Here is a 25,854-nt window from a genome sequence, read left to right on the forward strand (position 1 = left end):
GGCTGCCCGGTCTGCGGCTCGGTCGAGCACCCCGAGCCGGCCCGGCCCGGCGGCCCGGTGGTCACCCGCGACCAGGAGGACGCCGCCCACGTCGCGGCCGAGCGGTCCGAGGCGCGCTGGTCGGCCGCCCGCGAGGTCTGCGCGACGACCGTGGGTCGTCGCGGGGCGCCGTCGGTGGATCCGGTCGGACGGCTCAGCCGAACGTGACTGCGCCGGTCGCGGTGGTCAGCCTGGCCGTGCCGCCGGCGAAGCGTTGCTCCACGCCTCCCGGGACGTCCCGCGGCGCCGACGTCGGGTAGCCCCACGGGCCGAACTCGGACCCCTGGGCCCACCAGGCGTTCCGGATCGCCCCGGTGAGCGGGTGCGCCCCGGTGGCGGGCGACCAGAACACCGAGCCGCGCTGGAAGTGCTGCCCGCAGCCGCCGTTGACCAGCCCGCACATCTCGCCCATCACCGGGTACCCGAGCGCGCCCCACTCCGCGCCCGTGACCTGCCACGCGGTCCGGATCTGCCCCCGCACCGCGTGCGTCCCCGTGCCGGCGGTCCAGTACACGGAGCCGCCCTCGAAGGACTGCCAGCAGCCGTCCTCGACGAGTCCGCACATCGTGTCGAGGAGCGGGTAGCCGAGGAATCCGTTCTCGTTGCCGAGTGCCGCCCAGTGCGCCCGGACGGGTCCGGTGACCAGCCGGGCACCCAGGGCCTTCGTCCAGTAGATCGATCCGCGCTCGAAGGACTGGTAGCAGCCTCCGTCGCGGAGGCCGCAGACCTCATCGGAGACCGGGTAGCCCAGCTGCGCGGAGAACTCCCAGCCGACGGACGCCCACTTGTCCTTCATGACGCCGCGCACGACGTGCGTGCCGGTGGCGGGGGAGGTGTAGATCGAGCCGCGCTCGAAGTGCTGGTAGCAGCCTCCGCCGGTGAGCCCGCAGGCGGTGCTGGAGACCGGGTAGCCCAGCGTCCCCCACTCGGTGCCGGTGGTGTACCACTTCTGGCGGATCGGGTCGCTGACGAAGTGGGTGCCCGTCGCGGGGGAGGAGTAGATGTTGCCCCGCTGGAACAGCTGGTAGCAGCCTCCGCCCACGAGTCCGCACGCGACGTCCTGCGTCGGGTAGCCGAGCTGCTTCGAGTTCTCCCAGCCGACGGACGCCCACGTCTCCTTCATGACGCCGAGCACCTGGTGCGTGCCGGTGGAGGGCGAGGAGTAGATCGAGCCGCGCTCGAAGTGCTGGTAGCAGCCTCCGTCGGCGAGCCCGCAGGCCGTGCTCGAGACCGGGTAGCCCAGCGATCCCCACTCGGTGCCGGTGGTGTACCACTTCTGGCGGACCGGGTCGCTGACGAAGTGGGTGCCCGTCGCGGGGGAGGAGTAGATGTTGCCCCGCTCGAACATCTGGTAGCAGCCTCCGCCCACGAGTCCGCACACGACGTCCTGCGTCGGGTAGCCGAGCTGCTTCGAGTTCTCCCAGCCCACGGATGCCCACTTGTCCCGCACGGCGCCGAGCACCATGGTGGTGCCGGTGGCGGGCGAGGTGTAGATCGAGCCGCGCTCGAAGTGCTGGAAGCAGCCGCCGCCGATCAGCCCGCAGCCGACGTCCATGACCGGGTAGCCCAGCGCCCCCCACTCGGTGCCCGCGCTGAACCACTTCTCGAAGATCGCGCCCCACTGCGTCCAGGCACCGGTGGCCGGCGACCAGTAGATCCTGCCGTGGGTGAACATCTGGAAGCAGCCACCGTTGGTGAGGCCGCAGATGAACGGCGACGTCGGGGCACCCATCTGCCCCGTCGCACCGCCGAGCTGCTTGTACTTCGCGTCGATGGCCGACCCGCCGGGCGACTGCGTGGAGCCGAACCAGTCGACGAAGTAGTTCCAGAAGTTGCGGTTGCCGTACGAGGAGCAACCGTCGCCGGTGCCGTAGCCGGCGTTGAGCGCCGCCTGGTTCGGGCGGTACGGCGTGTAGATGTACAGGCCGGCGGTCGCCTGGTTGGCGATGTAGACCGTCGAGCTGCCGCAGCCGGTGTTCGGGTGCCACTGGATGGTGTTGTTGCGGCCGGCCTTGTACTGGTACCGGTTGGGGTTGGCGGCGTAGTACTGGTAGTTCCAGGACGAGCGGTACAGCTGGTTCTGCAGACCTGCCTGGGCCGGGTCGCAGGCGCCGTTCGCGAAATCTGGGCAGCCGTAGCCCGCGGCGCGCATGTACATCTTGGCGGTGGGGTTCTTCGTGGTGACGAGACCCACCTCCTTCTGAAGCAGGACCAGCAGCACGCGCGGGTTGATCCGGCAACTGGCAGCCACCTTGGCGATGACCGTCGCGGCGCTTTCATTGGCCGCACCCTGGTAACCGGCGCACAGGCCGTCGGGCGCGCGGTCGGTGGTGGTGAGCCGGTAGTTCTTGATGCACGCGCTGCCATCCGTCCCGCCACTGCAGGAGGCCCCGCGAGCGTTCAGGAAGTCCTGGATGGCGCCGGCGTCCATGGCCAGGCCGTCGAAGAACACCGCGTCGCTGATGATGTTGCCTGGGTCGAAGTAGCGGAGGTCGGCGGCCTGCGCGGGCGCGGCGGGCGTGCTCGTGGCCACCGGGGCGACGACGAGGGCGACGACGGCCGCGCCGATCAGCCCCAGGGCGACCAGCAGGCGGGACAGCGCGGCGGTCACGGGACCTGCACCTCGACCGGCGCCGAGGCGCCCGACGAGCCGTCGGACTCGTAGGAGAGCACGGCGCTCCAGGCGCCGGCCCCCAGCTGTTCCCCGGGCACGGTCAGCTCGCCGCAGGCGGTGTTCGTGACGTTCGGCGTGGCCTCCCGCGTCGCAGTAACGCTGGCGCCGGCCTGAGTGAGAGTCACCGTGCAGGTCCCGCCCTCCTCGACCAGGGTGGGGACGAAGCCGTTGATCTCCACCACGCTGCTGCCGGGGTTCCAGCCGTAGTAGGTGATCTGGACGGCGGCGTCCCCGCGGGCCACGGTGGTCGGGGCGGCGCTCGGTGCCGGGTCGATGGCGACGTCGGTCGGATCGGGCGCCGAGGGGTCCAGCGGCTGCCCGTAGGTGCCGGGCGGCACCGTCGAGAGCGACGACGCCTGGGAGGCCTCGTCGGTGGAGGAGGAGCACGCGGCCAGGAGCGCGACGGAGGCGCAGACGGCGAGGCGGCCAGCGCGTCGACTGGTGTGCATGAAGCGGTATCCCTCTGTCAGATCGTGACGCCGACCTGTGCGTACGCGGCGCCGGAGTCAGGTGGCGAGCCACTCGCGACCACGGTCAGCAGGCAGGGTCTCACGCACTGTGACGCAAGGGAGGGACGACACGCTCGTGGCGCCCGCCGGACCAGGGCCTCAGCGGGCTTCGGATGACAGGCCTCCCCGGCCGCGCGTTAGTCTCAGCGCTCCTGCCCTTCCGTCGGCGGGCCGACGACGTGTCGGGGCAGAGCCGGTCCAACGGGAGCAGTCGGGAGATGGCCGTCAGCACGAGCGTGGCCGGTGCGCCGTCGACCGGAGCGGCCGCCGTCGCTCCCGCGGGTCCTCCCCGCGCGGGAGTGGGGACCGTCGTCCTCCTGGTGCTCAGCGGGCTGCTCGGCCTGGCCGCCACCACCTACCTCGCCGTGGCCGGCCACGGGCTGGGGCTGCACCTGACGGCCCCGGACCTCTGGTTCTTCGAGGACAACCCCGAGCTGAGCCCGGAGGAGCTGGGGTTCGACACCGCCCGCGGGTGGAGCTCGGCGGCGCTCGGGCTCTGGGCGGCGGCCTGGCTGCTGGCCGGCCTGGCCCTGCGCCGGGGCGTCCGGGCCCGCTGGCTCCTGCTCCTCGGCCTGGTCTGGTCGGTGCCCCTGGTCATCGGGCCGCCGCTGTTCACCGCCGACCCGTGGTTCTACACCGCGATCGGCAACGGGGTGCAGCTCGGCGTCGACCCCTTCGAGGAGGGTCCCGGCGTCCTCGGCGACATCGAGGCGGTGCGGGGCGCGGAGGAGTTCTGGCGGTTCAGCCCCACCCCCTACAGCCCGCCCTTCGTCGCGCTGCTCAGCGGCCTGTCCTGGCTGTTCGGCCAGGACGTGCTGGCCCAGCTGGTCGCGATCCGGGCGCTCTGCGTCGCCGCCTGGGCGGTGTGCGCGGTCGTGGTCTGCCGCATCGCCCGGCACCTGGGCGGCAGCCCGGCCGCGGCCATGTGGCTGGGGGCGGTCAACCCGCTGGTCCTGCTGCACCTGGTCTCGGGGGCCCACAACGACGCCCTGATGCTCGGGCTGCTGCTGCCCGGGCTGCTGCTCGCGCTCAAGGGCCGCCCGCTGCTCGGCATCCTCCTGTGCGTGGCCGCGGCCGGGGTCAAGGCCACCGCGCTGATCGTCGTCCTGGTCATCGGGGTCGACTGGGCCCGGCGCCAGACGACCTGGCCGGCCCGGCTGCGGGCCCTGGCGCTCGCCGGCGGACTGGGGGCCGGGGCCTTCGCGCTGACGGTCCAGCTCTCCGGCTACGGCTGGACCTTCCTGGAGAACCTGGACACCCCGGGCAAGGCGCTGGAGGCCCTGACGCCGACGACGGCGCTGGCCTACGTGCTCGACTCCCAGGACCCGCCGGTCGACGGTGCCCGGCAGGCCGGGATCGTCGTCGCGGTCGTGCTGAGCCTGCTCTTCCTGACCCGGCTGCGGCGCTGGGGGCTGGTCCGCGTCACCTCCTGGATCGCCCTGACGGTCATCCTGACCGGCTCGGTGGTCTGGCCCTGGTACCTCGTCTGGTCGACGATGCTCTTCGCGGCGGCCGGGGTGGCGGCCGAGCGCCTGGTCGTGGTGCTGTGGTCGGTGGCGCTGCTGTTCACCGTGCTGCCCGGTGGGCACCCGGTGCTGGCCCTGTACGAGCGGCCGGGTCCCGACCAGCTGGTCCTGTGGGTCCTCGGGGTGGCCGTCGCGGGCGGGCTGGTCCACGTCGCCGTGCGCCGGCTCCGGCGGCGCCCGCTCGCCGAGGCCGCCCGATGACATCCGCCCCCGCTCCGGGAGAGAAGAGGACAACCGTGCGCGTCCTGGTCGTCACGCCCACCTACAACGAGGCGGACAACGTGCGCCAGCACGTCGAGGCGGTGCTCGCCCGACCGGCCGCACCCGACGTCCTCATCGTCGACGACGGGTCGCCCGACGGCACGGCGGGCATCGTGCGGGACCTCGCCGCCGAGCACCCCGGCCGGGTCGAGCTGCTGGAGCGCTCGGGCAAGCAGGGCCTGGGCACCGCCTACGTCGCCGGCTTCAAGCGGGCGCTGGCCGAGGGCCGCTGGGACGTCGTCGTCCAGATGGACGTCGACGGCTCGCACGACCCGCGCGCGATCGACGCCCTGCTCGCCGCGATCGAGGACGCCGACCTCGTGCTCGGCTCGCGCTACGTGCCCGGCGGCGAGGTGGCCGACTGGCCGTGGAGCCGGCGCACCGTGTCCTGGGTGGGCAACCTGTACGCGCGCACCGTGCTGCGGGCACCGGTGCGCGACCTGACCGGCGGCTTCAAGGCCTGGCGCACCGACCTGCTCACCCGGCTGGACGTCGACTCCTTCGAGGCCAACGGCTACGGCTACCAGATCGAGACCACCTACCGGGCGCTGCAATCGGGGGCGCGGGTCGTCGAGGTGCCCATCACCTTCCGGGACCGCGAGTTCGGCGAGTCGAAGATGAACACCGGCATCGCGGTCGAGGCCGTCTCGGCGGTGTGGCGCATCCGGCGCCACCCCGCCCCCTCGGCGCGGCCGGCCGCCTCCGGCCGCCGCGGGGACGACGCCGCCGGGCGGCGCTGACGCCACAGCGGACCGGAGCGGGGATGATGGTCCCCGAACCCCGACCGCACGTGGAGAAGGACCCATGACCCGCATCGTCATCATCGGCGGCGGACCGGCCGGCTACGAGGCCGCCCTGGTCGCCGCACAGCTCGGTGCCCAGGTCACCGTGATCGAGCGCGACGGCATCGGCGGCGCCAGCGTCCTGACCGACTGCGTCCCGTCCAAGACCCTCATCGCCGCGGCCGGCGCCATGACCTCCGTCCACGACTCGGCCGTCCTGGGCGTGCACGGCGCGGAGCCGGCCTCGGTGGGGCTGGACCTCGCCGCCGTCAACCAGCGGGTCCGCGGCCTGGCGGTGGCCCAGTCCGCCGACATCCACTCCCGCCTGGAGGCCGAGGGCGTGCGCATCCTGGCGGGCCAGGGGCGGCTCTCCGACGAGCTGCGCGGCCTGGCCGCCCACCGGGTGCAGGTCGTCGACGCCGCCGGCGAGGTGACCGAGGAGCTCGAGGCCGACGTCGTCCTCATCGCGACCGGCGCCGACCCGCGCGTGCTGCCCGGGGCCGAGCCCGACCACGAGCGCATCCTCGACTGGCGGGACGTGTACGACCTCGAGGAGATGCCCGAGCACCTCGTCGTCGTCGGCTCGGGCGTCACCGGCGCGGAGTTCGCCTCCGGCTACCTCGAGGCGGGCGTGCCGGTCACCCTCGTCTCCTCCCGCGACAGGGTGCTTCCGGGCGAGGACTCCGACGCCGCCGAGGTGCTCGAGGAGGTCTTCCAGTCCCGCGGCGGACGGCTCGAGCGCGGCCGGGCCGCGGCCGTGCGGCGGACCGACAAGGGCGTCGTCGTCGAGCTGACCGACGGCCGCGCCGTCGAGGGGTCGCACGCGCTGATGACCGTCGGCACGGTGCCCAACACCGGCGGGCTCAACCTGGAGGAGTGCGGCGTCGCGCTCAGCGAGGCCGGGCACGTCGTCGTCGACCGGGTCTCCCGGACCTCGCTGGCCGGCGTCTACGCCGCCGGCGACGTCACCGGGGTGTTCCAGCTGGCGTCGGTGGCGGCCATGCAGGGGCGGATCGCGATGTGGCACGCCCTCGGCGAGGCCGTCGCGCCGATCAAGCTCAAGACGGTGGCCGCCAACGTCTTCACCCACCCCGAGATCGCCACCGTCGGCGTGCAGCAGGCCGCGGTCACCGAGGGCGATGACATCGAGGTCGTGCGGCTGCCGCTGGCGACCAACGCGCGCGCCAAGATGAGCGACCTGCGCGACGGCTTCGTGAAGCTGTTCGCCCGCCGCTCGACCGGCGTCATCGTGGGCGGCGTGGTCGTGGCCCCCGGGGCGTCGGAGCTGGTCCTGCCGATCGCGCTGGCGGTCACCAAGGGGCTGACGGTGGCCGACCTCGCGCAGACCTTCGCGATCTACCCGTCGCTGTCCGGCTCGATCACCGAGGCCGGCCGGCGGCTCATGGGCGCCGACCACCTGGCGTAGCGGGGCGCACGGTGCCCGGGAGGGTGCCGGTGGCCGTGTGACTGCTGCGGTCACGTATTCGGCTGGATCCGCGGCCGTCGGTGCCGACGCGCGCGCGGACCGCCGATGGAAGGGGGGATGTCTCCCGACCGTGCTCCCCGCCGTCCCACCGCGCTGCTGCGCGCGGTCCTCGTGGCCGGCGCCGTCGCCGTGTCCACGACCGTCCCGGTCACGGCGGCCGCGGCCGCCGACGAACCGGGCGGCACGCCCGTCGTCGGCCGGCTGGTGCAGGCGTGGGCGGAGAGGGGCCCCGACGAGCACGACCACGACCACGAGGCCGCCGCCCCGCTGAGCTGGGTGGAGACCGAGGACGGCGCCGTCCGCGTGCCCACCGAGGACCTCTCCGGGGTGCCCGTCGGCGCCACCGTCGAGCTCACCGTCGGCGGCGACGTGCGCGACGAGGGCGCCGTCGAGCACGGCCTGGCCCCCGCGCAGGAGGTGCTGGCCACCGGATCGGTCACCCCGCCCGCGGCGGTGGCGCCGGTGCGCGCCCCGGTGACCAACCAGGTGACGGTCGTGCTCGTGGCCCCGGCCGGCACGCAGCCCGACGCCGGCGTCGCGGTGCAGGACGTGGTGACCCCGCTCGCCGGCGCCGTCTCGGACTTCTGGTCCGAGCAGACCGGCGGGGCGGTGCGCTTCGGCGTGGCCGGCACGCACGACTGGATCCGCACCACCGCCGGCTGCGCCGACCCGACCGCGCTCTGGGACGAGGCGGCCGCGGCCGTCGGCTTCGAGGCCGGACCCGGCCGCCACCTCCTGCTGTACCTGAGCAGCGGCACCGCCGCGCAGGCCGGCTGCTCCTACGCCCTGGCGGAGGTCGGTGCCGGACCCTCGTCGGGCGGCCGCCTCTACGTGCGCGACGCGCTGCCGTCGATCATCGCCCACGAGCTGGGGCACAACCTCGGGCTCGCCCACTCCTCGGGGCTGCAGTGCGACGGCACCCTGGAGGCTGGGGAGTGCCGGACGTCGGGCTACCGCGACCTCTACGACGTCATGGGCGCCTCCTGGCGCCAGCTCGGCTCGCTGAGCGCGCCGCAGGCGGCGCTGCTGGGCGTGCTGCCGGCCGGGGCGACCCTGGACCTGGGCGTGCACGACGCCCCCACCGAGGTCGTCCTGGGACCGCTGGGTGCGCGCACCGGCACCCGGGCGCTGCGGCTGGTGGACGCCGAGGGCACCGCCTACTGGCTGGAGTACCGCTCGCCCACGGGCCGTGACGCGTGGCTGGGCCGCCCCGCCGAGAACCGCTACCGGCTGGAGCCCGGCGTCCTGCTGCGCCGTGCCGCCTCCTTCCCCGACACCTCGGTGCTGCTCGACGGCACGCCGTCGGCGGCGGCCGGGTGGGACACCGACCTGCAGGCGGCGCTGCCCGTCGGCGTGCCGCTGGCGCTCTCCGGCGGGGACTTCACCGTGACGGTCACCTCGCTGGCCGACGGCGGCGCGGCGCTGTCCGTGGTGCCGACGGCGCCGGTGCCCGCCGGGTCCGCCGCTCCGCAGTCACCCCGGGACCCCGGCACGGGCCGCCTCCTCCCCGGCACGCGCGCGGGCTCCGGCCGGGACGCCACCGTCGCGGGCACCGCGGAGGCCCTGGACGCCGCGGGCACCGAGCAGCCGCCCGCCGCGCTGCCGTGGACGCCGCCCGCGGGCGACGTCGTGGCCGCCGGCGCCTCGCTGGAGCCCGCAGCCGGGTCGCTGCCGACCGGCGGGCTGCTCCTGGCGGTGGCCGGCGCGGCGCTGGCCGGTGCGACCACCCTCGTCGTGCGCCGCGCGCGCCGGCTCCGGGGCCGCTGACCCGCGGGCACCGTCCCCACGGACGACGGAGGCCGGACCCGCCCGCGGGCGGATCCGGCCTCCGGTGCGTCCGGGGTGCTACCCGGCGTCGGCGATGGTGCAGATGACCGCGCCGCTGGTGACCGAGGCGCCGACCTCGGCCGCCAGGCCGGTTACGGTGCCGGCCTTGTGCGCGGTGATGGGCTGCTCCATCTTCATCGCCTCGAGGACGACCACGAGGTCGCCGGCGGCCACGGTCGCGCCGTCCTCGACGGCGACCTTGACGATGGTGCCCTGCATCGGCGAGGTGAGGGAGTCGCCCGACGCGGCCGAGCCGCCGCCCCCGCCCCCGCGCTTGCGGGGCTTGGCCGGGGCACCGGCCGCGGCACCCCCGCCACCGGCCGCCAGGCCCGCGGGCAGCGACACCTCGAGCCGGCGCCCGCCCACCTCGACCACGACGGTCTGGCGGGGGGCCTGCTCCTCGGCGTCGGCCGGAGCGGCGCCGTAGGGCTCGACCTGGTTGTCCCACTCGGTCTCGATCCAGCGGGTGTGCACGGAGAACGGCTCGCTGGTGAACGCCTCGTCGCGGACGACGGCGCGGTGGAACGGGATGACCGTGGGCATGCCCTCGACGACCAGCTCGTCCAGCGCGCGGGCGGCCCGCTGCAGGGCCTCCTCGCGGGTGGCGCCGGTGACGATCAGCTTGGCCAGCATCGAGTCGAACGCGCCGGCCACCTCGCCACCGGTCTCGACACCGGAGTCCCAGCGCACGCCGGGGCCCTGCGGGATCTCCAGCCGGTCCACCGGGCCGGGGGCGGGCATGAAGTTCCGGCCGGCGTCCTCGGCGTTGATGCGGAACTCGATGCTGTGGCCGCGCGGCTCGGGGTCCTCGGTGATCTCCAGCGGCAGGCCGTCGGCGATGCGGAACTGCTGGCGGACCAGGTCGATGCCGCTGGTCTCCTCGGAGACGGGGTGCTCGACCTGCAGGCGGGTGTTGACCTCGAGGAAGGAGATCGAGCCGTCGACGCCCACGAGGTACTCGACGGTGCCGGCGCCGTGGTAGCCGGCCTCCTTGCAGATCGCCTTGGCCGAGGAGTGGATGCGGGCCCGCTGCTCGTCGGTGAGGAACGGCGCGGGCGCCTCCTCGACCAGCTTCTGGTTGCGCCGCTGCAGCGAGCAGTCGCGGGTGCCGACGACGATCACGTTGCCGTGGGTGTCGGCGAGGACCTGCGCCTCGACGTGCCGCGGCTTGTCGAGGAACTTCTCCACGAAGCACTCCCCGCGGCCGAAGGCGGAGACCGCCTCGCGTACGGCGGAGTCGAACAGCTCGGCGATCTCGCTCTTCTCGCGGACCACCTTGAGCCCGCGGCCGCCGCCACCGAACGCCGCCTTGATGGCGATCGGGAGGCCGTGCTCCTCGGCGAAGGCGATGACCTCGTCGGCGCCGCCGACCGGGTCCTTGGTGCCGGGCACCAGCGGGGCGCCGGCCTTGGTGGCGATGTGCCGGGCGGCGACCTTGTCCCCGAGGTCGATGATCGCCTGCGGCGAGGGGCCGATCCAGGTCAGCCCGGCGTCGATGACGGCCTGGGCGAAGTCGGCGTTCTCGGAGAGGAACCCGTAGCCGGGGTGGATCGCGTCGGCGCCGGACTGCTTCGCCGCGTCGAGGATCTTGTCGATCACGAGGTAGGAGTCGCCCGGGGTGGTGCCGCCCAGCGCGAAGGCCTCGTCCGCGACGCGCACGTGCAGCGCGTCCCGGTCGGGCTCGGCGTAGACGGCCACGCTGGTCAGCCCGGCGTCCTTGCACGCGCGGGCGACTCGCACCGCGATCTCACCGCGGTTGGCGATCAGGACCTTCTGCACCGGGCTCTCCTTCTTCCGTGGACCGGTCGGACTGTAGTGAGGGCTCGCCGGCCCTCCCGGGCCAGGTCGCTGCGAGGACGGCGGTCAGCGCCGCCACAGGTCGGTGATCGCCAGGCCGCGCTTGGCCAGCTGCGTCCGCAGCACGGTGAGCGAGAGCCCGACGACGGCGGCCGGGTCGCCCTCGACCCGGCGGACGAAGGGTGCCCCGAGGCCGTCGAGGGTGAACGCGCCGGCGACCGCGAGCGGCTCACCGGTCGCGAGGTAGGCCTCGATCTCCGGCTGCGTCGGCTCGGCGAAGTACACGACGGTCGAGGCGACGGCGATGTCCCGGCTGGCGACGACGCCGTCCCGGACGTCGAACAGGGCCTGGCCGGTGTGCAGCACGCCGGAGCGGCCGGACATGCGGCGCCAGCGGTCCCGGGCGTCGGCGGCGTCGGCCGGCTTGCCCAGCGGCTTGCCGGCGAACTCGAGCAGCGAGTCGGCGCCGATGACGAGCGCGTCGGTCTCCTGCTTCGCGACGGCGGCGGCCTTCGCCGCGGCCAGCAGCGCGACCTCCTCGGCGACGCGGGGCGCGGAGTACGCCGACTCGTCGACGTCGCTGACCACGACCTCGGGCGCGAGCCCGGCCTGGCGCAGCAGCGACAGGCGGGCCGGGGAGGCCGAGGCGAGGACCAGCCGGCGGTCGACGGTCACGCGAACCGTCCGGCCGCGCGCCAGCCCCCGTGGCCGGCGGCCTGGGGGCGGCGGTGGGCGTCGCCGTAGGACGCCCAGGCGCCGACCGGGATCGGCCGACGGCGCACCCGCCGCTGCGAGAGGGCGGCCACGACGACGGTCAGCGCGGCGAGCTCCTCGGCCGACGGCTCACCCTTGACGACCCGCAGCATCGCGGGCTGGTCCTGGCTCACAGCGGGATGTTGCCGTGCTTCTTGGGCGGCAGGGTCTGCCGCTTGTTGGCCAGCACCCGCAGCGCCTTGGTCACCTGCACGCGGGTGTGCGAGGGCGGGATCACCGCGTCCACGTACCCGCGGTCGGCGGCGATGTAGGGGTTGGCCAGCGTGTCCTCGTACTCCGCGATCAGCTCCGCGCGGCGGCTGTCGGGGTCCTCGGCCTGCGCGAGCTCCTTGCGGTACAGGATGCCGACCGCGCCCTGCGCGCCGACGACGGCGATCTGCGCGGTGGGCCAGGCCAGGTTGACGTCGGCGCCGAGGTGCTTGGAGCCCATGACGTCGTAGGCGCCGCCGTAGGCCTTGCGCGTGATGACGGTGACCTTGGGGACCGTGGCCTCGGCGTAGGCGTAGATCAGCTTCGCGCCGCGGCGGATGATGCCCTCCCACTCCTGCGACGTCCCCGGCAGGAAGCCCGGGACGTCGACGAAGGTGAGCACCGGGATGTTGAAGGCGTCGCAGGTGCGCACGAAGCGGGCGGCCTTCTCGCTGGCGTCGATGTCCAGCGTGCCGGCGAACTGGGTGGGCTGGTTCGCGACGACGCCGACCGGCCGGCCCTCGACGCGACCGAAGCCGATCAGCAGGTTGGGCGCGAACAGCGGCTGCACCTCGAGGAACTCGCCGTCGTCGAGCACGTGCTCGATGACCTGGTGCATGTCGTAGGGGGTGTTGGCCGAGTCGGGGATGAACGTGTCGAGCTCGAGGTCCTCGTCGGTCAGCGCCTCGGGCAGCACCGTCTCGACCGGGGGGACGTCCAGCGCCGGCAGCGGGTCGAGGTTGTTGCTCGGCAGGTAGGACAGCAGCGCCTTGACGTAGTCGAGGGCGTCGGCCTCGTCCTCCGCCAGGTAGTGCGCGACACCGGACTTGGTGTTGTGCGTGCGGGCGCCGCCCAGCTCCTCGAGCGTGACCTCCTCGCCGGTCACGGTCTTCACCACGTCGGGCCCGGTGATGAACATCTGGCTGGTCTTGTCGACCATCACGATGAAGTCGGTGAGCGCGGGGGAGTAGACGTGACCGCCGGCGGCCGGGCCCATGATCAACGAGATCTGCGGGATGACACCGGAGGCGTGCACGTTGCGCTGGAAGATCTCGCCGTAGAGGCCGAGGGAGACCACGCCCTCCTGGATGCGGGCGCCACCGCCCTCGTTGATGCCGACGACGGGGCAGCCGTTCTTGATCGCGAAGTCCTGGACCTTGACGATCTTCTCGCCGTAGACCTCGCCGAGCGCGCCGCCGAAGACGGTCACGTCCTGGGAGAAGATCGCGACGGGCCGGCCGTCGACCGTGCCGTAGCCGGTGACGACGCCGTCGCCGAAGGGGCGCTTGGCGTCCATGCCGAAGTTCGTGGAGCGGTGGCGGGCGAACTCGTCGAACTCGGTGAACGAGCCCGGGTCCAGCAGCGCCTCGATCCGCTCGCGGGCGGTCATCTTGCCGGCGGCGTGCTGCTTCTCCACCGCGCGCTCGGACCCGGCGTGCTGGGCCTCCTGGACCCGGCGCTCGAAGTCGGCCAGCTTCCCGGCGGTGGTGTGGATGTCGATGTCGCCGGGGACCTGCTCCCCGGCGTTCTCGAGTTCAGCCGCGCTCACGTTTCCTCCTCGCACACGCACCTCGGCCGCGGTGGCGGGGCCGCCGTGCTCGTCCTGACCGCGCACGCCCGGTCACGGGTTCCGTAGCGTAGGGGAGTGCCCGGCGACTCCTCACCCCGATGGTCCGATCTGGAGCGCCCGCCGCTCGACGGCGCGGCCCTGGAGGCGGCCCTGACCCGGGACAGCGCCCTCTGGCGGGCGCTCTCGGTGGTGCCCGAGGCGGGGTCCACCAACGCCGACCTGGTCGCCGCCGCGCAGCAGGACGCCCCCGAGGGGACGGTGCTGCTCGCCGAGCACCAGGTCTCCGGCCGGGGGCGGCTGGACCGGGTCTGGACCTCCCCGCCCCGGGCGGGGCTGACCGTCTCGGTGCTGCTGCGCCCCGACGTCCCGGCGGCGCGCAAGGGGTGGCTGCCGCTGCTCACCGGCGTCGCGCTGGCCGAGGCGGTGGGGGAGTCGACCGGCGTGCTCGCCTCGGTCAAGTGGCCCAACGACCTGCTGGCCCGCGACGGCCGCAAGCTCGCTGGGATCCTGGCGGAGACGGCGTCTTCCTCCACCCGCCCGACCGCCGTCGTCGTCGGCACGGGCCTCAACGTCTCCACGACGGCGGCGGAGCTGCCGGAGACCGGCACCTCGCTGGCCGCGGTCACCGGCGGGACGGTCGACCGGGCACCTGTGCTGCTCGCCTTCCTGCGGGCCCTGGAGCGGCGCTACCTGCGCTGGGTCGAGCACCTCGGCGACCCGGTGTCCTCGGGCCTGGCCACCGACTACCTGCGCTGGTCCTCCACCGTCGGCAGCACCGTCCAGGTGCACCTGCCCGACGGCTCGCTGCTCGACGGCGTCGCCGAGGCCGTCGACTGGGACGGCCGGCTCGTCGTCCGTACCCCCGCCGGCACCGTGGAGCTGGCCAGCGGCGACGTCCAGCACGTGAGAACACGCCCCGCGGGGACGTGATCCGGGCGGTCCGCTCGGTCATCCTGGGGTCGTGCCCTACCCGGACAAGCTCCTCGCGCACGACGAAGAGGTCGTGCGGCACCTGCACCCCCACTGGGGGACGGTGTTCTGGCCGGTCGTGCGGTTCCTGCTGATCGTGGGCGCGACCTCGTTCGGTGCGGCGCTGATCCCGGCCGGCCGCCAGCAGGGGATCTACCGGATGGTCCTGCTCGCCGTCGCCGTGGTGCTGCTCGTCGTCTCCGTCGTGGTCCCGCTGCTGCGCTGGCGCACGACGCACTACGTCGTCACCACGCACCGGCTGCTCTTCCGCGAGGGGATCCTCGCCCGGCGGGGGCGTGACCTGGGGCTGTCGCGGATCACCGACGTCTCGTACACCCAGACGCTGGGGGAGCGGCTGCTGAACTCCGGCACGCTCACCATCGAGACGGCCGGCGACAGCGGTGCGACAGTCCTGCGGCACATCCCCGACAGCGACGGCGTGCAGCAGCTGGTCAACCACATGATCGAGGAGGACGCCGACCGCCGGGCGCAGGAGAGCGCGAGCTACATCCGCGACGACCCCGGCTCCTGGCCCGACGACGCCGGCTACGACGAGGGGTACGGCGACGAGGACGTCGCCCCGCCCGGCCGCCGGTGGCGGGACCGGTCCGGCGGCCGCTGAGGCGCGAGTGCCGGCCGGGGCGCCAGCGGCGTGCTGGTCGAGAACTGTCGGAGCCGCCGCCTACCGTCGGGCCATGCGGTTGCTGCACACCTCCGACTGGCACATCGGCCGGACGCTGCACGGCACCGACCTGCTCGCCGAGCAGGAGGCCGTGCTGGGCGGGCTGGCCGCGGTGGTGGCCGCCGAGCGGGTCGACCTGGTGGTCGTCGCCGGTGACGTCTACGACCGCGCGGTGCCCTCCGCGGACGCGACGGCGGTGCTCGACCGCGTGGTCGGGCGGCTGCTGGCGGCCGGTGCGCAGGTCGTCCTGACGCCGGGCAACCACGACTCCGCCCGCCGGCTGGGCACCTTCTCCGGGCTGCTGGCCACCGCCGGCCTGCACGTGCGGGCCGCCACCCCGGCGCTCGACGAGCCGGTGCTGCTGTACGACGAGCACGGCGAGGTGGCCGTCTACGGCATCCCGTACCTGGAGCCGGAGGTGGCGCGGCACGAGCTGGGCCTGGCCGGCGCCGAGCCGGCCGTCCGCGGGCACGAGGGGGTGCTCACCGCCGCCATGGAGCGCATCCGGGGCGACCTGTTCCTGCGCCCCGGCGCCCGGTCGGTGGTGCTCGCGCACGCGTTCGTCGGCGGTGGCGTCCCGACGGAGAGCGAGCGCGACATCTGCGTCGGCGGGGTGGACCTCGTGCCGGCGGGGGTCTTCGACGGCGTCGACTACGTGGCACTGGGGCACCTGCACCGGCCGCAGACGCTCAGCCCGCGGCTGCGGTACAGCGGCTCCCCGCTGGCCTACTCCTTCGGGGAGGCCGGTCAGCAGAAGCAGGCGTGGCTGGTCGAGCTCGGCGCCGAGGGCCTCGGCGAGGTCACGCCTGTGCCGCTGCCCGCGCCCCGGCAGCTGTCCGTGCTCACCGGCGAGCTGGCCGACCTGCTGGCCGCTCCCGAGCACGCGGGCGTCGAGGACCACTTCGTGTCCGCCCGGCTCACCGACGCGGTCCGCCCCACCGACCCGATGCGGCAGCTCCGCGAGCGCTTCCCGCACTGCGTGCACCTGGAGTGGACCGGCGCAGGGGCGCAGGCCGACGGGCGCAGCTACCAGGAGCGGCTGCGCGGCCGCGGCGACCTGGAGGTCGCCGAGGAGTTCGTCCAGCACGTGCGCGGGGCCGCCGCCGGTGACGCGGAGCGCGAGCTGCTGGCCCGCGCGCTGACCGCCGCGGCGCGGGAGGACGCCGCGTGAGGGTGCACCAGCTCGCCCTGACCGCGTTCGGGCCGTTCGCCACCCGGGTCGACGTCGACCTCGACGACGTGGGCCGCGACGGGCTCTTCCTGCTCTGGGGGCCGACCGGAGCCGGGAAGACCACGCTGCTCGACGCGGTGGTGTTCGCGCTGTACGGCACCGTCCCCGGCGCCCGCGGCGAGGAGAGGCGGCTGCGCAGCGACCACGCCGCGGCCGGCGTCCTCACCGAGGTGGAGCTCGAGCTGACCCTCGGCGGCGAGCGCCTCCGGATCACCCGCCGGCCCGAGCAGCAGCGGCCCAAGCGGCGGGGGGAGGGGTTCACGACCGAGCAGGCCCGGCTGACCCTGCAGCGCTGGTCCGGCGGCACCTGGGAGCCGGTCAGCACCCGCATCGACGAGGGCTCCGAGTACCTGCGCACCCGCCTGGGGCTCTCCGCCGAGCAGTTCTGCCAGGTGGTCCTGCTGCCGCAGGGCGACTTCGCCCGTTTCCTGCGCGCCGAGCCGGAGGACCGCGCCCGCCTGCTGCGCACCCTCTTCGACGTGGGCCGCTTCGCGCGGGTCGAGGACTGGCTGGCCGGTGAGCGCGCGGCGGCGCGCGAGCGGCTCGACCGCATCCGCGCCCGCACCGGCACGCTGGTCTCGCTCGTGGCGCAGGCCGCCGACGTCACCGTGCCCGAGGAGTTCGCCCCCGAGCTCGTCGGCGCAGCCCCCGGGTCGCCGGTGACCGCGTGGGTGCGCCGCGTCCGCGCCGAGGCCGCCGGCGCCGCGTCCCGAGCGGGCACGGCGGCGGACGCCGCCGGTGAGCGGGCGCGCGCGGAGGAGGCCGCCCTGGCCGAGGCCCGCGCGGCCGAGGAGTGCCATGCCCGCCGCGACCGCGCGCACGCCGAGCTCGCCCGCCTCGACGCCGCGGCGCCGGAGCTCGAGCCGGTGCGCGACGCCCTGGACGCCGCCCGCCGCGCCGAGCCGGTGCGCGACGTCCTCGAGGCGGCCGGTCGCGCCGCGCTCGATGCGGAGCGGGCCGCGTCCGCCCTCCGTGCCGCGGACGCGGCCTGGGCCGCGGTCGCCGGGGCGCGCGGGGCCGACGCCGGGCTCGCCCGGGCGATGCGCGACGAGGCCGCCGCCCTGCGGGTGCTGCTGCCCGAGGTCGAGCGCGCACGCCGGCTGACCCGCGAGCTGACCGCCGGTGAGCGCACCATCCGGGAGCTGCGCACCCGCTGCGCCGCGGCCGAGGCGGCCATGGCCGGCTGGCCGCTGCGCCTGCGGGAGCACCAGGCCGCCGCCGATGCGGCGGCCGCGGCCGCCGCCCGGCTACCCGGCCTCGACGCCGCCGTCACGCACCGCCGGGCCGCGCTCGAGGCCGGCCGCGCCGCCGCCGCGCTCGAGTCGGCGCTGGTGTCGGAGAGGGCCGCGGCCGACGACGCGCGCGCCGCGTGGCTGGACGCCCGCGAGCACTGGAACGACCTGCGCACCCAGCGGCTCGACGGCATGGCCGCCGAGCTGGCGGCCGGTCTGACCGACGGCGACGGCTGCCCGGTCTGCGGCTCGGTCGAGCACCCCGAGCCGGCCCGGCCCGGCGGCCCGGTGGTCACCCGCGACCAGGAGGACGCCGCCCGCGTCGCGGCCGAGCGGTCCGAGGCGCGCTGGTCGGCCGCCCGCGAGGTCTGCGCGACGACCGAGCGCGAGCTCGCCGCCCGCCGGGCCCAGGCAGGTGCCGAGCCGGTCGCCGACCAGGAGGCGGAGCTGGCCGCGCTCGTCGCCGAGCAGCGCGCCACCCGGTCGCTGGCCGAGGGGTCGGCGGACGCCCGCGCGGCGCTCGACCGGGCGCGGGCGCAGCAGGAGACCGAGGCCGCCGCGCTCGCCGGCGACCGCGAGGAGCTGGGCCGCCAGGAGACGACGGCGGCCGCGACCCGCTCGACCCTGGCCGACCTGACCGCGCAGCTCGCCGCGGCGTGCGGTGACGACGCGGACCTGCCGGCGCGCATCGCCCGGCTCACCGCCGAGGCCGAACGGTGCGAGGCGCAGGTGGCGGCGGCCGCCGACGACACCCGGGCCCGGCTGGCGGAGGAGGCCGCCCTGGCGGTGGCCCGGGCGCGCGTCGCGGCCGCCGGCTTCGCCGACCTGGACGACGCCGCGCAGGCGCTGCTCCCGCCCGGCCGGGCCGAGGAGCTGGCCCGCCGGGTGCAGGAGCACGACCGCTCCCGGTCGGTGGTCACCGCCGTCCTCGCCGAGCCGCAGCTGGCCGGGCTGGGCCCCCGCCCCGACGTCGAGGCCCGCACCGGCGCCTGCCGGTCGGCGACGGCGGAGCGGGAGGCGGCCGTGGCCGCGCTCGAGCACGCCCGCCGCCGGGTCGCCCGGCTCGACGAGCTGTCCGGCGAGCTCACCGCCGTCGAGGTCGAGCTCGACGAGCAGCGCGCCCTCACCGAGCAGGTCACCGCGCTGGCCGACCTCGCCACCGGGCGCGGTGCCAACCGGCTGAGGATGCGGCTGCAGTCCTTCGTGCTCGCCGCCCGGCTGGAGCAGGTCTCGGAGGTGGCCAGCCGCCGGCTGCAGGACATGTCCGGCGGGCGGTACACCTTCCTGCACAGCGATGCGCAGGGCCGGCACGGCGCCCGCGGCGGCCTGGGCCTGGAGGTGCTCGACGAGTACACCGGCACCCGTCGGCCCACCAAGACGCTGTCGGGCGGCGAGAGCTTCATGGCCTCGCTGGCCCTCGCACTCGGGCTGGCCGACGTCGTCACCGCGGAGAGCGGTGGCGTGCAGATCGACAGCCTGTTCGTCGACGAGGGCTTCGGGACGCTCGACCCGCTCGCGCTGGACGCGGTCATGGACGTGCTCGACGAGCTCCGCCGCGGCGGGCGCACGGTGGGCGTGATCAGCCACGTCGAGGAGCTCCGGAACCGCATCACCAGCCGGCTGGAGGTCCTCCCGGGGCGGAGCGGGTCGCGGCTGGCCGGCTGATCAGGCCGTGCCGCGGGTCCCCGTCGGCACGGTGCCCGGACCCGCGGCGCCGGCCGGCGCGGGGTCGGTGGCGGTGAGCGCGGGGAACACCCAGCGCCGGTAGCTGAGGTACCGCAGCACGCTGTTCAGCCCGATCGACCCGATGTTGGCGAGCTGGATGATCAGCAGGCTCTCCTGGTCCAGCGGGTACCGCACGAACCAGATGATGGCGGCGCCGAGGAGCAGCGCGCCCAGGTTGACCAGCGTGAACAGGGCGAACGAGCGGCGCACGGTCGTCTTGTCCCGGTGCGCGAACGCCCAGTTGCGGTGCCCCAGGAACGCCACGGTCATCGAGACCAGGGTCGCCAGCGTCTTGGACGTGACGGCGCCGACCCCGAGGTGGCCGTACAGCAGCTGGAACAGCCCGACGTCCACCACGAAGGCCACGCCGCCCACGACCCCGAACGCGCCGAGCTCCTTGAGCCTCCGGCGGACGCGGCCGCCGGACAGGGCCGGGCGGCGGCGAGGGGAAGTCACCCGGGGGATTCTAGGCAGCCCGGTCCGTGAGGAGGCGGCCCGCTACGCTCGTCCGGCCATGCCCGGACCCGCGCCCCTCTCCGCCGTCACCGGCCTGCCCGTGGTCGCCATGGTCGGCGGCGGGCAGCTGGCGCGCATGACCCACCAGGCCGCGATCACGCTCGGCCAGTCGCTGCGGGTGCTCTCCGCCGGCCCCGAGGAGTCCGCCGCGCTGGTCGCCGCCGACGTGCGGATCGGCGACCACGGCGACCTGGACGCGCTGCGCGACCTCGTGGACGGCGCCACGGTGCTGACCTTCGACCACGAGCACGTCCCGACCGAGCACCTGCACGCCCTGGAGCGGGCCGGGCACCGGGTCGCCCCGGGGCCGGCGGCCCTCGTGCACGCCCAGGACAAGCTGGTCCTGCGGGCGGAACTCGAGGCGGCGGGGGAGCCGCAGCCGGCGTGGGCGCGGGTCGAGAGCGTCGGCGACGTCGAGACGTTCGCCGCCCGCACCGGCTGGCCCGTGGTCCTCAAGACCCCGCGGGGCGGCTACGACGGCAAGGGCGTCTTCGTGGTCGAGGACGCCGCCGCGGCCGCCGAGCTGGTCGAGCGGTACGGCACGCTGCTGGCCGAGCAGCGGGTGCCCATGGTCCGCGAGCTCTCCGCCCAGGTCGCGCGGTCGCCGTTCGGGCAGGTCGCCGTCTGGCCGGTGGTGGAGACCGTGCAGCGCGACGGCGTCTGCGCCGAGGTGCTGGCGCCCGCGCCCGGCCTCGACGAGGAGCGGGCGGTCGCGGCCCAGGAGCTCGCCGTGCGCATCGCCGACCGGCTCGGCGTGGTCGGGATGCTGGCCGTCGAGCTGTTCGAGACCGCCGACGGCGTCCTGGTCAACGAGCTGGCCATGCGCCCGCACAACTCCGGCCACTGGACCATCGAGGGCGCGCGCACCAGCCAGTTCGAGCAGCACCTGCGCGCGGTGCTCGACTACCCGCTGGGCTCCACCGCCATGACCGCGCCCGTCGTGGTCATGGCCAACGTGCTGGGCGGCGCTGCGGCAGCACCGGACTGGACCGGCCCCGGCCTGGACGAGCGCGTCCACCACCTCATGGCGCACTGGCCCGACGTGAAGCTGCACTGGTACGGCAAGGGCCAGCGGCCCGGCCGCAAGCTCGGCCACCTCACCGCCCTGGGCGAGGACGTGGCCGAGGTGCGGGCCCGGGCGGTGGCCGCGGCCCGGTACCTGGCCGACGGCGTCGTCGACCCGGCCTTCGCCTTCGACCACGAGCACTGAGGAGCGGGCATGGACGACCCCCTGGTCGGCATCGTCATGGGCAGCGACTCCGACTGGCCGACCATGCAGCCCGCCGCCGAGGCGCTCGACGAGTTCGACGTCGCCTGGGAGGCGCACGTCCTGTCCGCCCACCGGACGCCGCGCCGGATGCTGGACTACGCGGAGGCCGCGGCCGGCCGGGGGCTCCGGGTGGTCATCGCCGGAGCGGGCGGCGCGGCCCACCTGCCCGGGATGGTCGCCGCGGCGACCCCGCTGCCGGTGATCGGCGTCCCTCGTCCGCTGGACCGGCTCGACGGCCTGGACAGCCTGCTGTCCATCGTGCAGATGCCGGCCGGGGTGCCCGTGGCGACGGTGGGCATCGGCGGCGGGCGCAACGCCGGGCTGCTCGCCGTCCGGATCCTGGCCGCCGGCGACCCCGCGCTGCTCACCGCGGTGAGCAGCTTCCAGGCGGACCTCGCCGAGTCCGTCGTCGCCCGCGACCACGCCCTGCAGGAACGGCTCGGTACGGGGCAGTAGTCGGGCGTCCTACCCTTTACCCGTGGGTAACAACGCCGCCGGGCTGTACGCGCTGACCGAGGAGCACGAGGCGATCCGCGAGGCGGTGCGGGACATCGCGGAGCGGGAGATCGCCCCGTACGCCGCCGAGGTGGACGCGGACTCCCGCTTCCCGGCCGAGGCGCGCAAGGCCCTGACCGCGGCCGGCTTCCACGCGACGCACGTCCCCGAGGAGTACGGCGGCGAGGGCGCCGACGCGATCGCCACCTGCATCGTCATCGAGGAGGTGGCGCGGGTCGACGTCAGCGCCTCGCTCATCCCGGCGGTGAACAAGCTCGGGTCGATGCCGATCATCCTGTCCGCGTCGGACGAGGTGAAGCGGGCGGTGCTGCCCTCCATCGCCTCGGGGGAGTCGATGATCAGCTACGGGCTGTCCGAGCGCGAGGCCGGCTCGGACGCCGCCGCGATGCGGACCCGCGCCCGCCTCGAGGGCGGCACCTGGGTGCTCAACGGCACCAAGGCCTGGATCACCAACGCGGGGATCTCCGACTGGTACACGGTCATGGCCGTCACCGATGCGGAGAAGGGCGCCAACGGCATCTCCGCGTTCGCCGTCCACCGCGACGACCCGGGCTTCGCCGTCGGGCCGAAGGAACGCAAGATGGGCATCAAGGGCTCGCCCACCTGCGAGCTGTACTTCACCGACTGCACCATCCCGGCCGACCGGATCATCGGGGCGCCGGGCACCGGCTTCAAGACCGCGCTGCGCACCCTGGACTTCACCCGGCCGACCATCGGTGCCCAGGCCGTCGGCGTGGCGCAGGGGGCGCTGGACGCCTCGATCGCCTACGTCAAGGAGCGCAGGCAGTTCGGCGCCAGCATCGGCAGCTTCCAGGGCGTGCAGTTCATGCTCGCCGACATGGAGATGAAGATCGAGGCCGCCCGACACCTGGTCTACGTCGCGGCCGCCGCCGGCGAGGCCGGCCGCCCCGACGTCACCCGGCTCTCGGCCTCGGCCAAGGCGTTCGCCTCCGACGTCGCGATGCAGGTGACCACCGACGCCGTCCAGCTCTTCGGCGGCGCGGGGTACACCCAGGACTTCCCGGTCGAGCGCATGATGCGCGACGCCAAGATCACCCAGATCTACGAGGGCACCAACCAGGTCCAGCGCATGGTCGTCGCCCGCAGCCTGCTCCGCTGAGCGCCTAGTCCTCCGGGGAGGGGCCCGGGCCCGCCTCGGGCCACCAGCCCCACCCGGCGATGGTGCGGCTGCCCTCCTCGACGCGGAAGGCGTCGGTGGGCAGGTCGTACTCCAGCTCGAGCAGGGTCCCCCACGTCACGTCGGCGGAGGTGTCGGGGAGGAAGCCGCGGTACCGCGTCACCCGGGCGACCTCGTCGACCGTGCCGTAGGCCCCGCCCCCGTTGTCGACGATCAGCAGGCCGGGGTCGTCGGAGAACGTGTCGCCGAGGACCAGCTGGTCGACCGGTTCGACCATCCCGTCGGCCACCCGGGGCGGCTCCACGCAGGGCATGTTGAAGCCGATGGGCCAGTCCAGCGCCACCGAGTTCCCCTCGAACAGCCGGGTCAGCGGCTCGCCGGTCGCCCGGTAGGGCGCCGTCACGGTCAGGTAGCCCTCGGGGGTCAGGTTCTGGTCGGTCAGCCGGAAGCGGACCAGCGCGGCCCCCTCCGGGAACTCCCGCGAGGCGCCGACGAGCCTGCGGGTCCAGCCGCCCTCTCCGACGCTGGTGTCCTCGTCGTCCTCGTCGTCCTCGTCGCCGAGCTCGACCTCGACCTCCTCGAGGACGCGCGCGTCCGCGTCCCCGTACTGGGCGACCGCGGTCGTGCCGTCGTCGGGCCGCCCGGCCAGGCCCATCGCGAGCACCTCCTGCTCGGTCAGCCCGCTGAGGTCGAACCACGGCGTCAGCACCTCGGTGGCCTGGTTGACCGTCTCGTCGCTACCGGTGGTCCAGCGCTCGACGTCCTGCGGGACGCCGGAGCCGCCGCCCGGGGGGTCGTCGTCGGACGGGGCCGAGGCCGGGCCGCCCACGTCGGTCGCCGGCAGCGGTCCCGTCCCGGTCAGGGCCACGGCGTCGTCGGCCAGCCCGCACCCGGCGTTCCCGGTCAGCGCCGAGGTGGTGTCCCCGGCCATCGACCAGGTGTCGCGCAGGAGGATGTTCGCGGCCGCGGCACTGGCCACGAGCACCATGACGGAGGCGGCGAGCGCCGCCACGACGAGGCTGATCGGCGCCTCGGGCCACGGCCGGTCGACGGGTCGGGTCGGGGCCGACCGGCGCCGGTACCACCAGATCGCGCCGAGGACGGCGGAGGCGCCGAGCAGCCACGCCGCCGGGTTGCCGAGCGCCGACGGGAGGTCGCGCACGACCCGGTAGCCGGAGTACTCCACCGGGTGGTTGCCCGCGTGGAACGCGAGCCCGACCGTGAGGGCGAGGCCGACGGCGAGCGCCACCGACGCCCAGAGGTCGGGGCGGCGCCGCACCAGCACCGCGACGGCGACGGTGACCAGCAGCGCGCCCGGCGCGGCCAGCGCCCCGAAGTGGTGGGTCCACTTGGTGGGCGAGAGGAAGAACGTCAGGTTGGCCGCGACGTACGCCAGCGCCGGCACCGCCCACGTGACGCGTCCCCCGGAGTGGCGGGTGACCCGCGTGAGCACCGCCGTGACACCGACCAGGAGGGCGAGCGTGAGCAGGACGACCAGCTGTCGGGTGAACGTCCGCTGGGCCAGTTCGGGGCCCATGGTCAGGTAGTAGTAGCGGAGCACCTCCTTGTACCAGGGCTCGACCGGCCCCACCTCGCGGTGCACGCGGAGAGCGGTGGTCGCGGTGGCCAGGGTCGCGTCGGAGAAGACGATCGTGGAGGCCGCGCTGGCCGAGGCCACCAGCAGGCCGAGCGTCGCCCACAGCCCCAGTGCCGAGCGGCGCAGCAGCGGCCACAGCCGGGGGAGCAGGACGAGGAGGGTGGCCGCGCACGACAGCCCCGAGGCCGTGATGGTCACCGCGGTGCCGGCGATCAGCGCGGCCACGCCGAGCAGCCACACCCGCTGCCGGCGGACCGCCTGCAGCGCCAGGGCGAGCGTCGCCGCCCAGGCGAGGGTGATGAGGAACTCCGGCCGGGCGCCGATGTTCCAGGGCAGCCACCAGGCCAGCAGGGCCAGCCCCGCCACGACCCGCAGCGCCCGGTGCGGCCGCTCGACCAGCAGGGGCACCAGCTGGCGGCTGAGCAGCCACCACACGGCCAGCCCGGCCGCCAGGGAGGGCAGCCGCAGCACGAGCGGCTGGCTGGACAGCGCCGTCAGCGGGGCGAGCAGCGTCTGGTGCAGGACGAAGGGGATCTCGGGGACGTTGAAGAAGCGGAACTGGTTGCCGACGTAGCCCGCGGAGTCCAGCGTCCGGGCCTCGGCGCTGTAGTAGTAGTCGTCGGTGTTGATGAACCCGATGAAGGTCCACACCACGAGGGTGACCACCACGCCGACGTCGGCCAGCACCGTCCACAGCCGCGGACCGCGGCCGCTCGGTGGCTCCTCCAGCGGCGGCAGGGGTTCGGGACGGCGGCGGGCCGCCACCGCGGGGCCGGCGCGCCGGAGCAGCCACAGGCAGCCGGCGAGGGCGGCGACGTGCGCGACGACGAGCGCCGTCTTCAGCGCCGTGGGCGAGGTCTGGAAGCGTGCGTCGGGGTGCGCGACGACGGTCGGCGACGTCCCGTCGGCCGCGGTGAGGTCGGTGACGAACGCGGTGACCTCAGGGACGCGGAGCCCCGCGGCGTCGGCCAGGACCTGCGCCTCGGAGTCGGGCTCGGTGAGCTCGACGGTCGTGCCCGACTGCCGGGCGTCGACCACGATCGTGCAGTCCGCCGAGGACGGGAGGCCGCCGCTGTAGAGCTCCTGGCCCGAGGAGAGGATGCGCACGTTCTCCTGCGTCACCGTCGCGCGCAGCCCGCGCGCGCTGCCCCGGTCCGATTCGGCGGGGGCGGTGGCCAGGAGCACGCCCGGTGCCGCGCCGGGCTCCTGCCGGGCCGCCAGTGCGGCCACCGCCGCGCAGGGGATCTCCGCCCGCAGGTCGATCGGCCGGTAGGGCATGAACAGGGCGACCGTCGACTGCGGGTCGGACGGGTCGAGCGGCCACTGCACCTCGGGGGTGTCCACCCGCACCGGCGCCAGCGGCAGCGCGACGGCGAGCACCAGGGTCACGCCGGCGAGCAGCCAGGCGAGCAGCCGCAGCCGGTCCCGGCCGCCGCCCCGGGGGGCGTCGCCGCCCGCGGTGGACGGGGGAGGGGTGACGGTGGGGGCGGCCGCGGCGCTCATGCGCCGCGCAGGGATCGCGTGGCCGCGTGCTTCGTCACGCG

The 25,854-nt window shown here is 75.0% G+C and carries 20 protein-coding genes; 12 read left to right on the forward strand and 8 right to left on the reverse strand.

Annotated features, from left to right (window positions below; genetic code table 11):
* The coding region (locus ACI79H_RS17395) for a hypothetical protein (protein WP_456555672.1) at positions 1-207 on the forward strand (207 nt) is incomplete at its 5' end.
* Here the strand turns inward: ACI79H_RS17395 and ACI79H_RS17400 are convergent.
* Together ACI79H_RS17400 and ACI79H_RS17405 are read right to left on the reverse strand one after the other, a co-directional pair.
* On the reverse strand, positions 194-2,650 hold the full coding sequence (locus ACI79H_RS17400; RefSeq protein WP_456555673.1) for an LGFP repeat-containing protein: 2,457 nt from the start codon (positions 2,648-2,650) through the stop codon (positions 194-196). The two genes, ACI79H_RS17395 and ACI79H_RS17400, sit on opposite strands and share 14 nt — an antisense overlap.
* Complete coding sequence (locus tag ACI79H_RS17405; protein ID WP_456555674.1) at positions 2,647-3,162, reverse strand: hypothetical protein; 516 nt, start codon at positions 3,160-3,162, stop codon at positions 2,647-2,649. Before ACI79H_RS17405 ends, ACI79H_RS17400 begins: the two co-directional genes overlap by 4 nt.
* A gap of 278 nt (positions 3,163-3,440) precedes the next feature.
* Here ACI79H_RS17405 and mptB point away from each other — a divergent pair, with 278 nt between their 5' ends.
* From mptB to ACI79H_RS17425, 4 genes are all read left to right on the forward strand, one after another.
* On the forward strand, positions 3,441-4,949 hold the full coding sequence (gene mptB, locus ACI79H_RS17410; RefSeq protein WP_456555675.1) for a polyprenol phosphomannose-dependent alpha 1,6 mannosyltransferase MptB: 1,509 nt from the start codon (positions 3,441-3,443) through the stop codon (positions 4,947-4,949).
* Between the two features lie 35 nt (positions 4,950-4,984).
* Positions 4,985-5,749, forward strand: coding sequence for a polyprenol monophosphomannose synthase (locus tag ACI79H_RS17415; RefSeq protein WP_456555676.1), 765 nt, complete (start codon positions 4,985-4,987; stop codon positions 5,747-5,749).
* Between the two features lie 64 nt (positions 5,750-5,813).
* Complete coding sequence (locus tag ACI79H_RS17420; protein WP_456555677.1) at positions 5,814-7,217, forward strand: NAD(P)H-quinone dehydrogenase; 1,404 nt, start codon at positions 5,814-5,816, stop codon at positions 7,215-7,217.
* A gap of 117 nt (positions 7,218-7,334) precedes the next feature.
* Positions 7,335-9,044: a reprolysin-like metallopeptidase gene (locus tag ACI79H_RS17425; RefSeq protein WP_456555678.1), complete on the forward strand. Its 1,710-nt coding sequence runs from the start codon at positions 7,335-7,337 to the stop codon at positions 9,042-9,044.
* Between the two features lie 78 nt (positions 9,045-9,122).
* On the opposite strand, the gene ACI79H_RS17430 is transcribed toward ACI79H_RS17425, so the two are convergent.
* From ACI79H_RS17430 to ACI79H_RS17445, 4 genes are all read right to left on the reverse strand, one after another.
* Positions 9,123-10,883: an acetyl/propionyl/methylcrotonyl-CoA carboxylase subunit alpha gene (locus tag ACI79H_RS17430; RefSeq protein ID WP_456555679.1), complete on the reverse strand. Its 1,761-nt coding sequence runs from the start codon at positions 10,881-10,883 to the stop codon at positions 9,123-9,125.
* An 84-nt stretch (positions 10,884-10,967) separates the two neighbouring features.
* Positions 10,968-11,576, reverse strand: coding sequence for a Maf family protein (locus ACI79H_RS17435; RefSeq protein WP_456555680.1), 609 nt, complete (start codon positions 11,574-11,576; stop codon positions 10,968-10,970).
* Positions 11,573-11,788 carry an acyl-CoA carboxylase subunit epsilon gene (locus ACI79H_RS17440; RefSeq protein ID WP_456555681.1) on the reverse strand — a complete coding sequence of 72 codons (216 nt, stop codon included), beginning with the start codon at positions 11,786-11,788 and terminating at the stop codon, positions 11,573-11,575. The genes ACI79H_RS17435 and ACI79H_RS17440 overlap by 4 nt, the downstream gene beginning before the upstream one ends.
* Positions 11,785-13,413: an acyl-CoA carboxylase subunit beta gene (locus ACI79H_RS17445; protein WP_456555682.1), complete on the reverse strand. Its 1,629-nt coding sequence runs from the start codon at positions 13,411-13,413 to the stop codon at positions 11,785-11,787. Before ACI79H_RS17445 ends, ACI79H_RS17440 begins: the two co-directional genes overlap by 4 nt.
* 96 nt (positions 13,414-13,509) lie before the next feature.
* Here ACI79H_RS17445 and ACI79H_RS17450 point away from each other — a divergent pair, with 96 nt between their 5' ends.
* The 4 genes from ACI79H_RS17450 to ACI79H_RS17465 all read left to right on the forward strand — a co-directional run bounded on the left by ACI79H_RS17450 (position 13,510) and on the right by ACI79H_RS17465 (position 19,213).
* Positions 13,510-14,364, forward strand: a complete 855-nt coding sequence (locus ACI79H_RS17450; RefSeq protein WP_456555683.1) for a biotin--[acetyl-CoA-carboxylase] ligase — start codon at positions 13,510-13,512, stop codon at positions 14,362-14,364.
* 31 nt (positions 14,365-14,395) lie between these two features.
* Positions 14,396-15,025 (forward strand): PH domain-containing protein, encoded by a 630-nt coding sequence (locus ACI79H_RS17455; RefSeq protein ID WP_456555684.1) that lies wholly within the window; start codon positions 14,396-14,398, stop codon positions 15,023-15,025.
* A 73-nt stretch (positions 15,026-15,098) separates the two neighbouring features.
* The gene (locus ACI79H_RS17460) at positions 15,099-16,256 is read left to right on the forward strand and encodes an exonuclease SbcCD subunit D (protein WP_456555685.1); all 1,158 of its coding nucleotides are present in this window, start codon (positions 15,099-15,101) and stop codon (positions 16,254-16,256) included.
* A complete protein-coding gene (locus ACI79H_RS17465; protein WP_456555686.1) occupies positions 16,253-19,213 on the forward strand; it encodes an AAA family ATPase in 2,961 nt (986 codons plus the stop codon). Before ACI79H_RS17460 ends, ACI79H_RS17465 begins: the two co-directional genes overlap by 4 nt.
* On the opposite strand, the gene ACI79H_RS17470 is transcribed toward ACI79H_RS17465, so the two are convergent.
* Positions 19,214-19,729 (reverse strand): GtrA family protein, encoded by a 516-nt coding sequence (locus tag ACI79H_RS17470; RefSeq protein WP_456555687.1) that lies wholly within the window; start codon positions 19,727-19,729, stop codon positions 19,214-19,216.
* Between the two features lie 58 nt (positions 19,730-19,787).
* Here ACI79H_RS17470 and ACI79H_RS17475 point away from each other — a divergent pair, with 58 nt between their 5' ends.
* From ACI79H_RS17475 to ACI79H_RS17485, 3 genes are read left to right on the forward strand one after another with little or no spacing between them, the layout of a single operon-like run.
* On the forward strand, positions 19,788-20,999 hold the full coding sequence (locus ACI79H_RS17475; RefSeq protein WP_456555688.1) for a 5-(carboxyamino)imidazole ribonucleotide synthase: 1,212 nt from the start codon (positions 19,788-19,790) through the stop codon (positions 20,997-20,999).
* 9 nt (positions 21,000-21,008) lie between these two features.
* Positions 21,009-21,515: a 5-(carboxyamino)imidazole ribonucleotide mutase gene (gene purE, locus ACI79H_RS17480; protein ID WP_456555689.1), complete on the forward strand. Its 507-nt coding sequence runs from the start codon at positions 21,009-21,011 to the stop codon at positions 21,513-21,515.
* A 22-nt stretch (positions 21,516-21,537) separates the two neighbouring features.
* Positions 21,538-22,695: an acyl-CoA dehydrogenase family protein gene (locus ACI79H_RS17485; protein WP_456555690.1), complete on the forward strand. Its 1,158-nt coding sequence runs from the start codon at positions 21,538-21,540 to the stop codon at positions 22,693-22,695.
* A 4-nt stretch (positions 22,696-22,699) separates the two neighbouring features.
* On the opposite strand, the gene ACI79H_RS17490 is transcribed toward ACI79H_RS17485, so the two are convergent.
* Entirely contained in the window at positions 22,700-25,813 is a 3,114-nt protein-coding gene (locus tag ACI79H_RS17490; protein WP_456555691.1) for an arabinosyltransferase domain-containing protein, read from the reverse strand.
* Between the last annotated feature and the right edge of the window lie 41 nt (positions 25,814-25,854).

This window comes from Blastococcus sp. SYSU D01042 (genome assembly GCF_054050515.1).

Excerpts from the sequence above, each read along its gene's own strand:
- ACI79H_RS17405 (WP_456555674.1), bottom strand. The coding sequence starts at position 3,162 with ATGCACACCAGTCGACGCGCTGGCCGCCTCGCCGTCTGCGCCTCCGTC.
- ACI79H_RS17475 (WP_456555688.1), top strand. The coding sequence starts at position 19,788 with ATGCCCGGACCCGCGCCCCTCTCCGCCGTCACCGGCCTGCCCGTGGTC.
- ACI79H_RS17420 (WP_456555677.1), top strand. The coding sequence starts at position 5,814 with ATGACCCGCATCGTCATCATCGGCGGCGGACCGGCCGGCTACGAGGCC.
- ACI79H_RS17460 (WP_456555685.1), top strand. The coding sequence starts at position 15,099 with ATGCGGTTGCTGCACACCTCCGACTGGCACATCGGCCGGACGCTGCAC.
- ACI79H_RS17425 (WP_456555678.1), top strand. The coding sequence starts at position 7,335 with ATGTCTCCCGACCGTGCTCCCCGCCGTCCCACCGCGCTGCTGCGCGCG.
- purE (WP_456555689.1), top strand. The coding sequence starts at position 21,009 with ATGGACGACCCCCTGGTCGGCATCGTCATGGGCAGCGACTCCGACTGG.
- mptB (WP_456555675.1), top strand. The coding sequence starts at position 3,441 with ATGGCCGTCAGCACGAGCGTGGCCGGTGCGCCGTCGACCGGAGCGGCC.
- ACI79H_RS17490 (WP_456555691.1), bottom strand. The coding sequence starts at position 25,813 with ATGAGCGCCGCGGCCGCCCCCACCGTCACCCCTCCCCCGTCCACCGCG.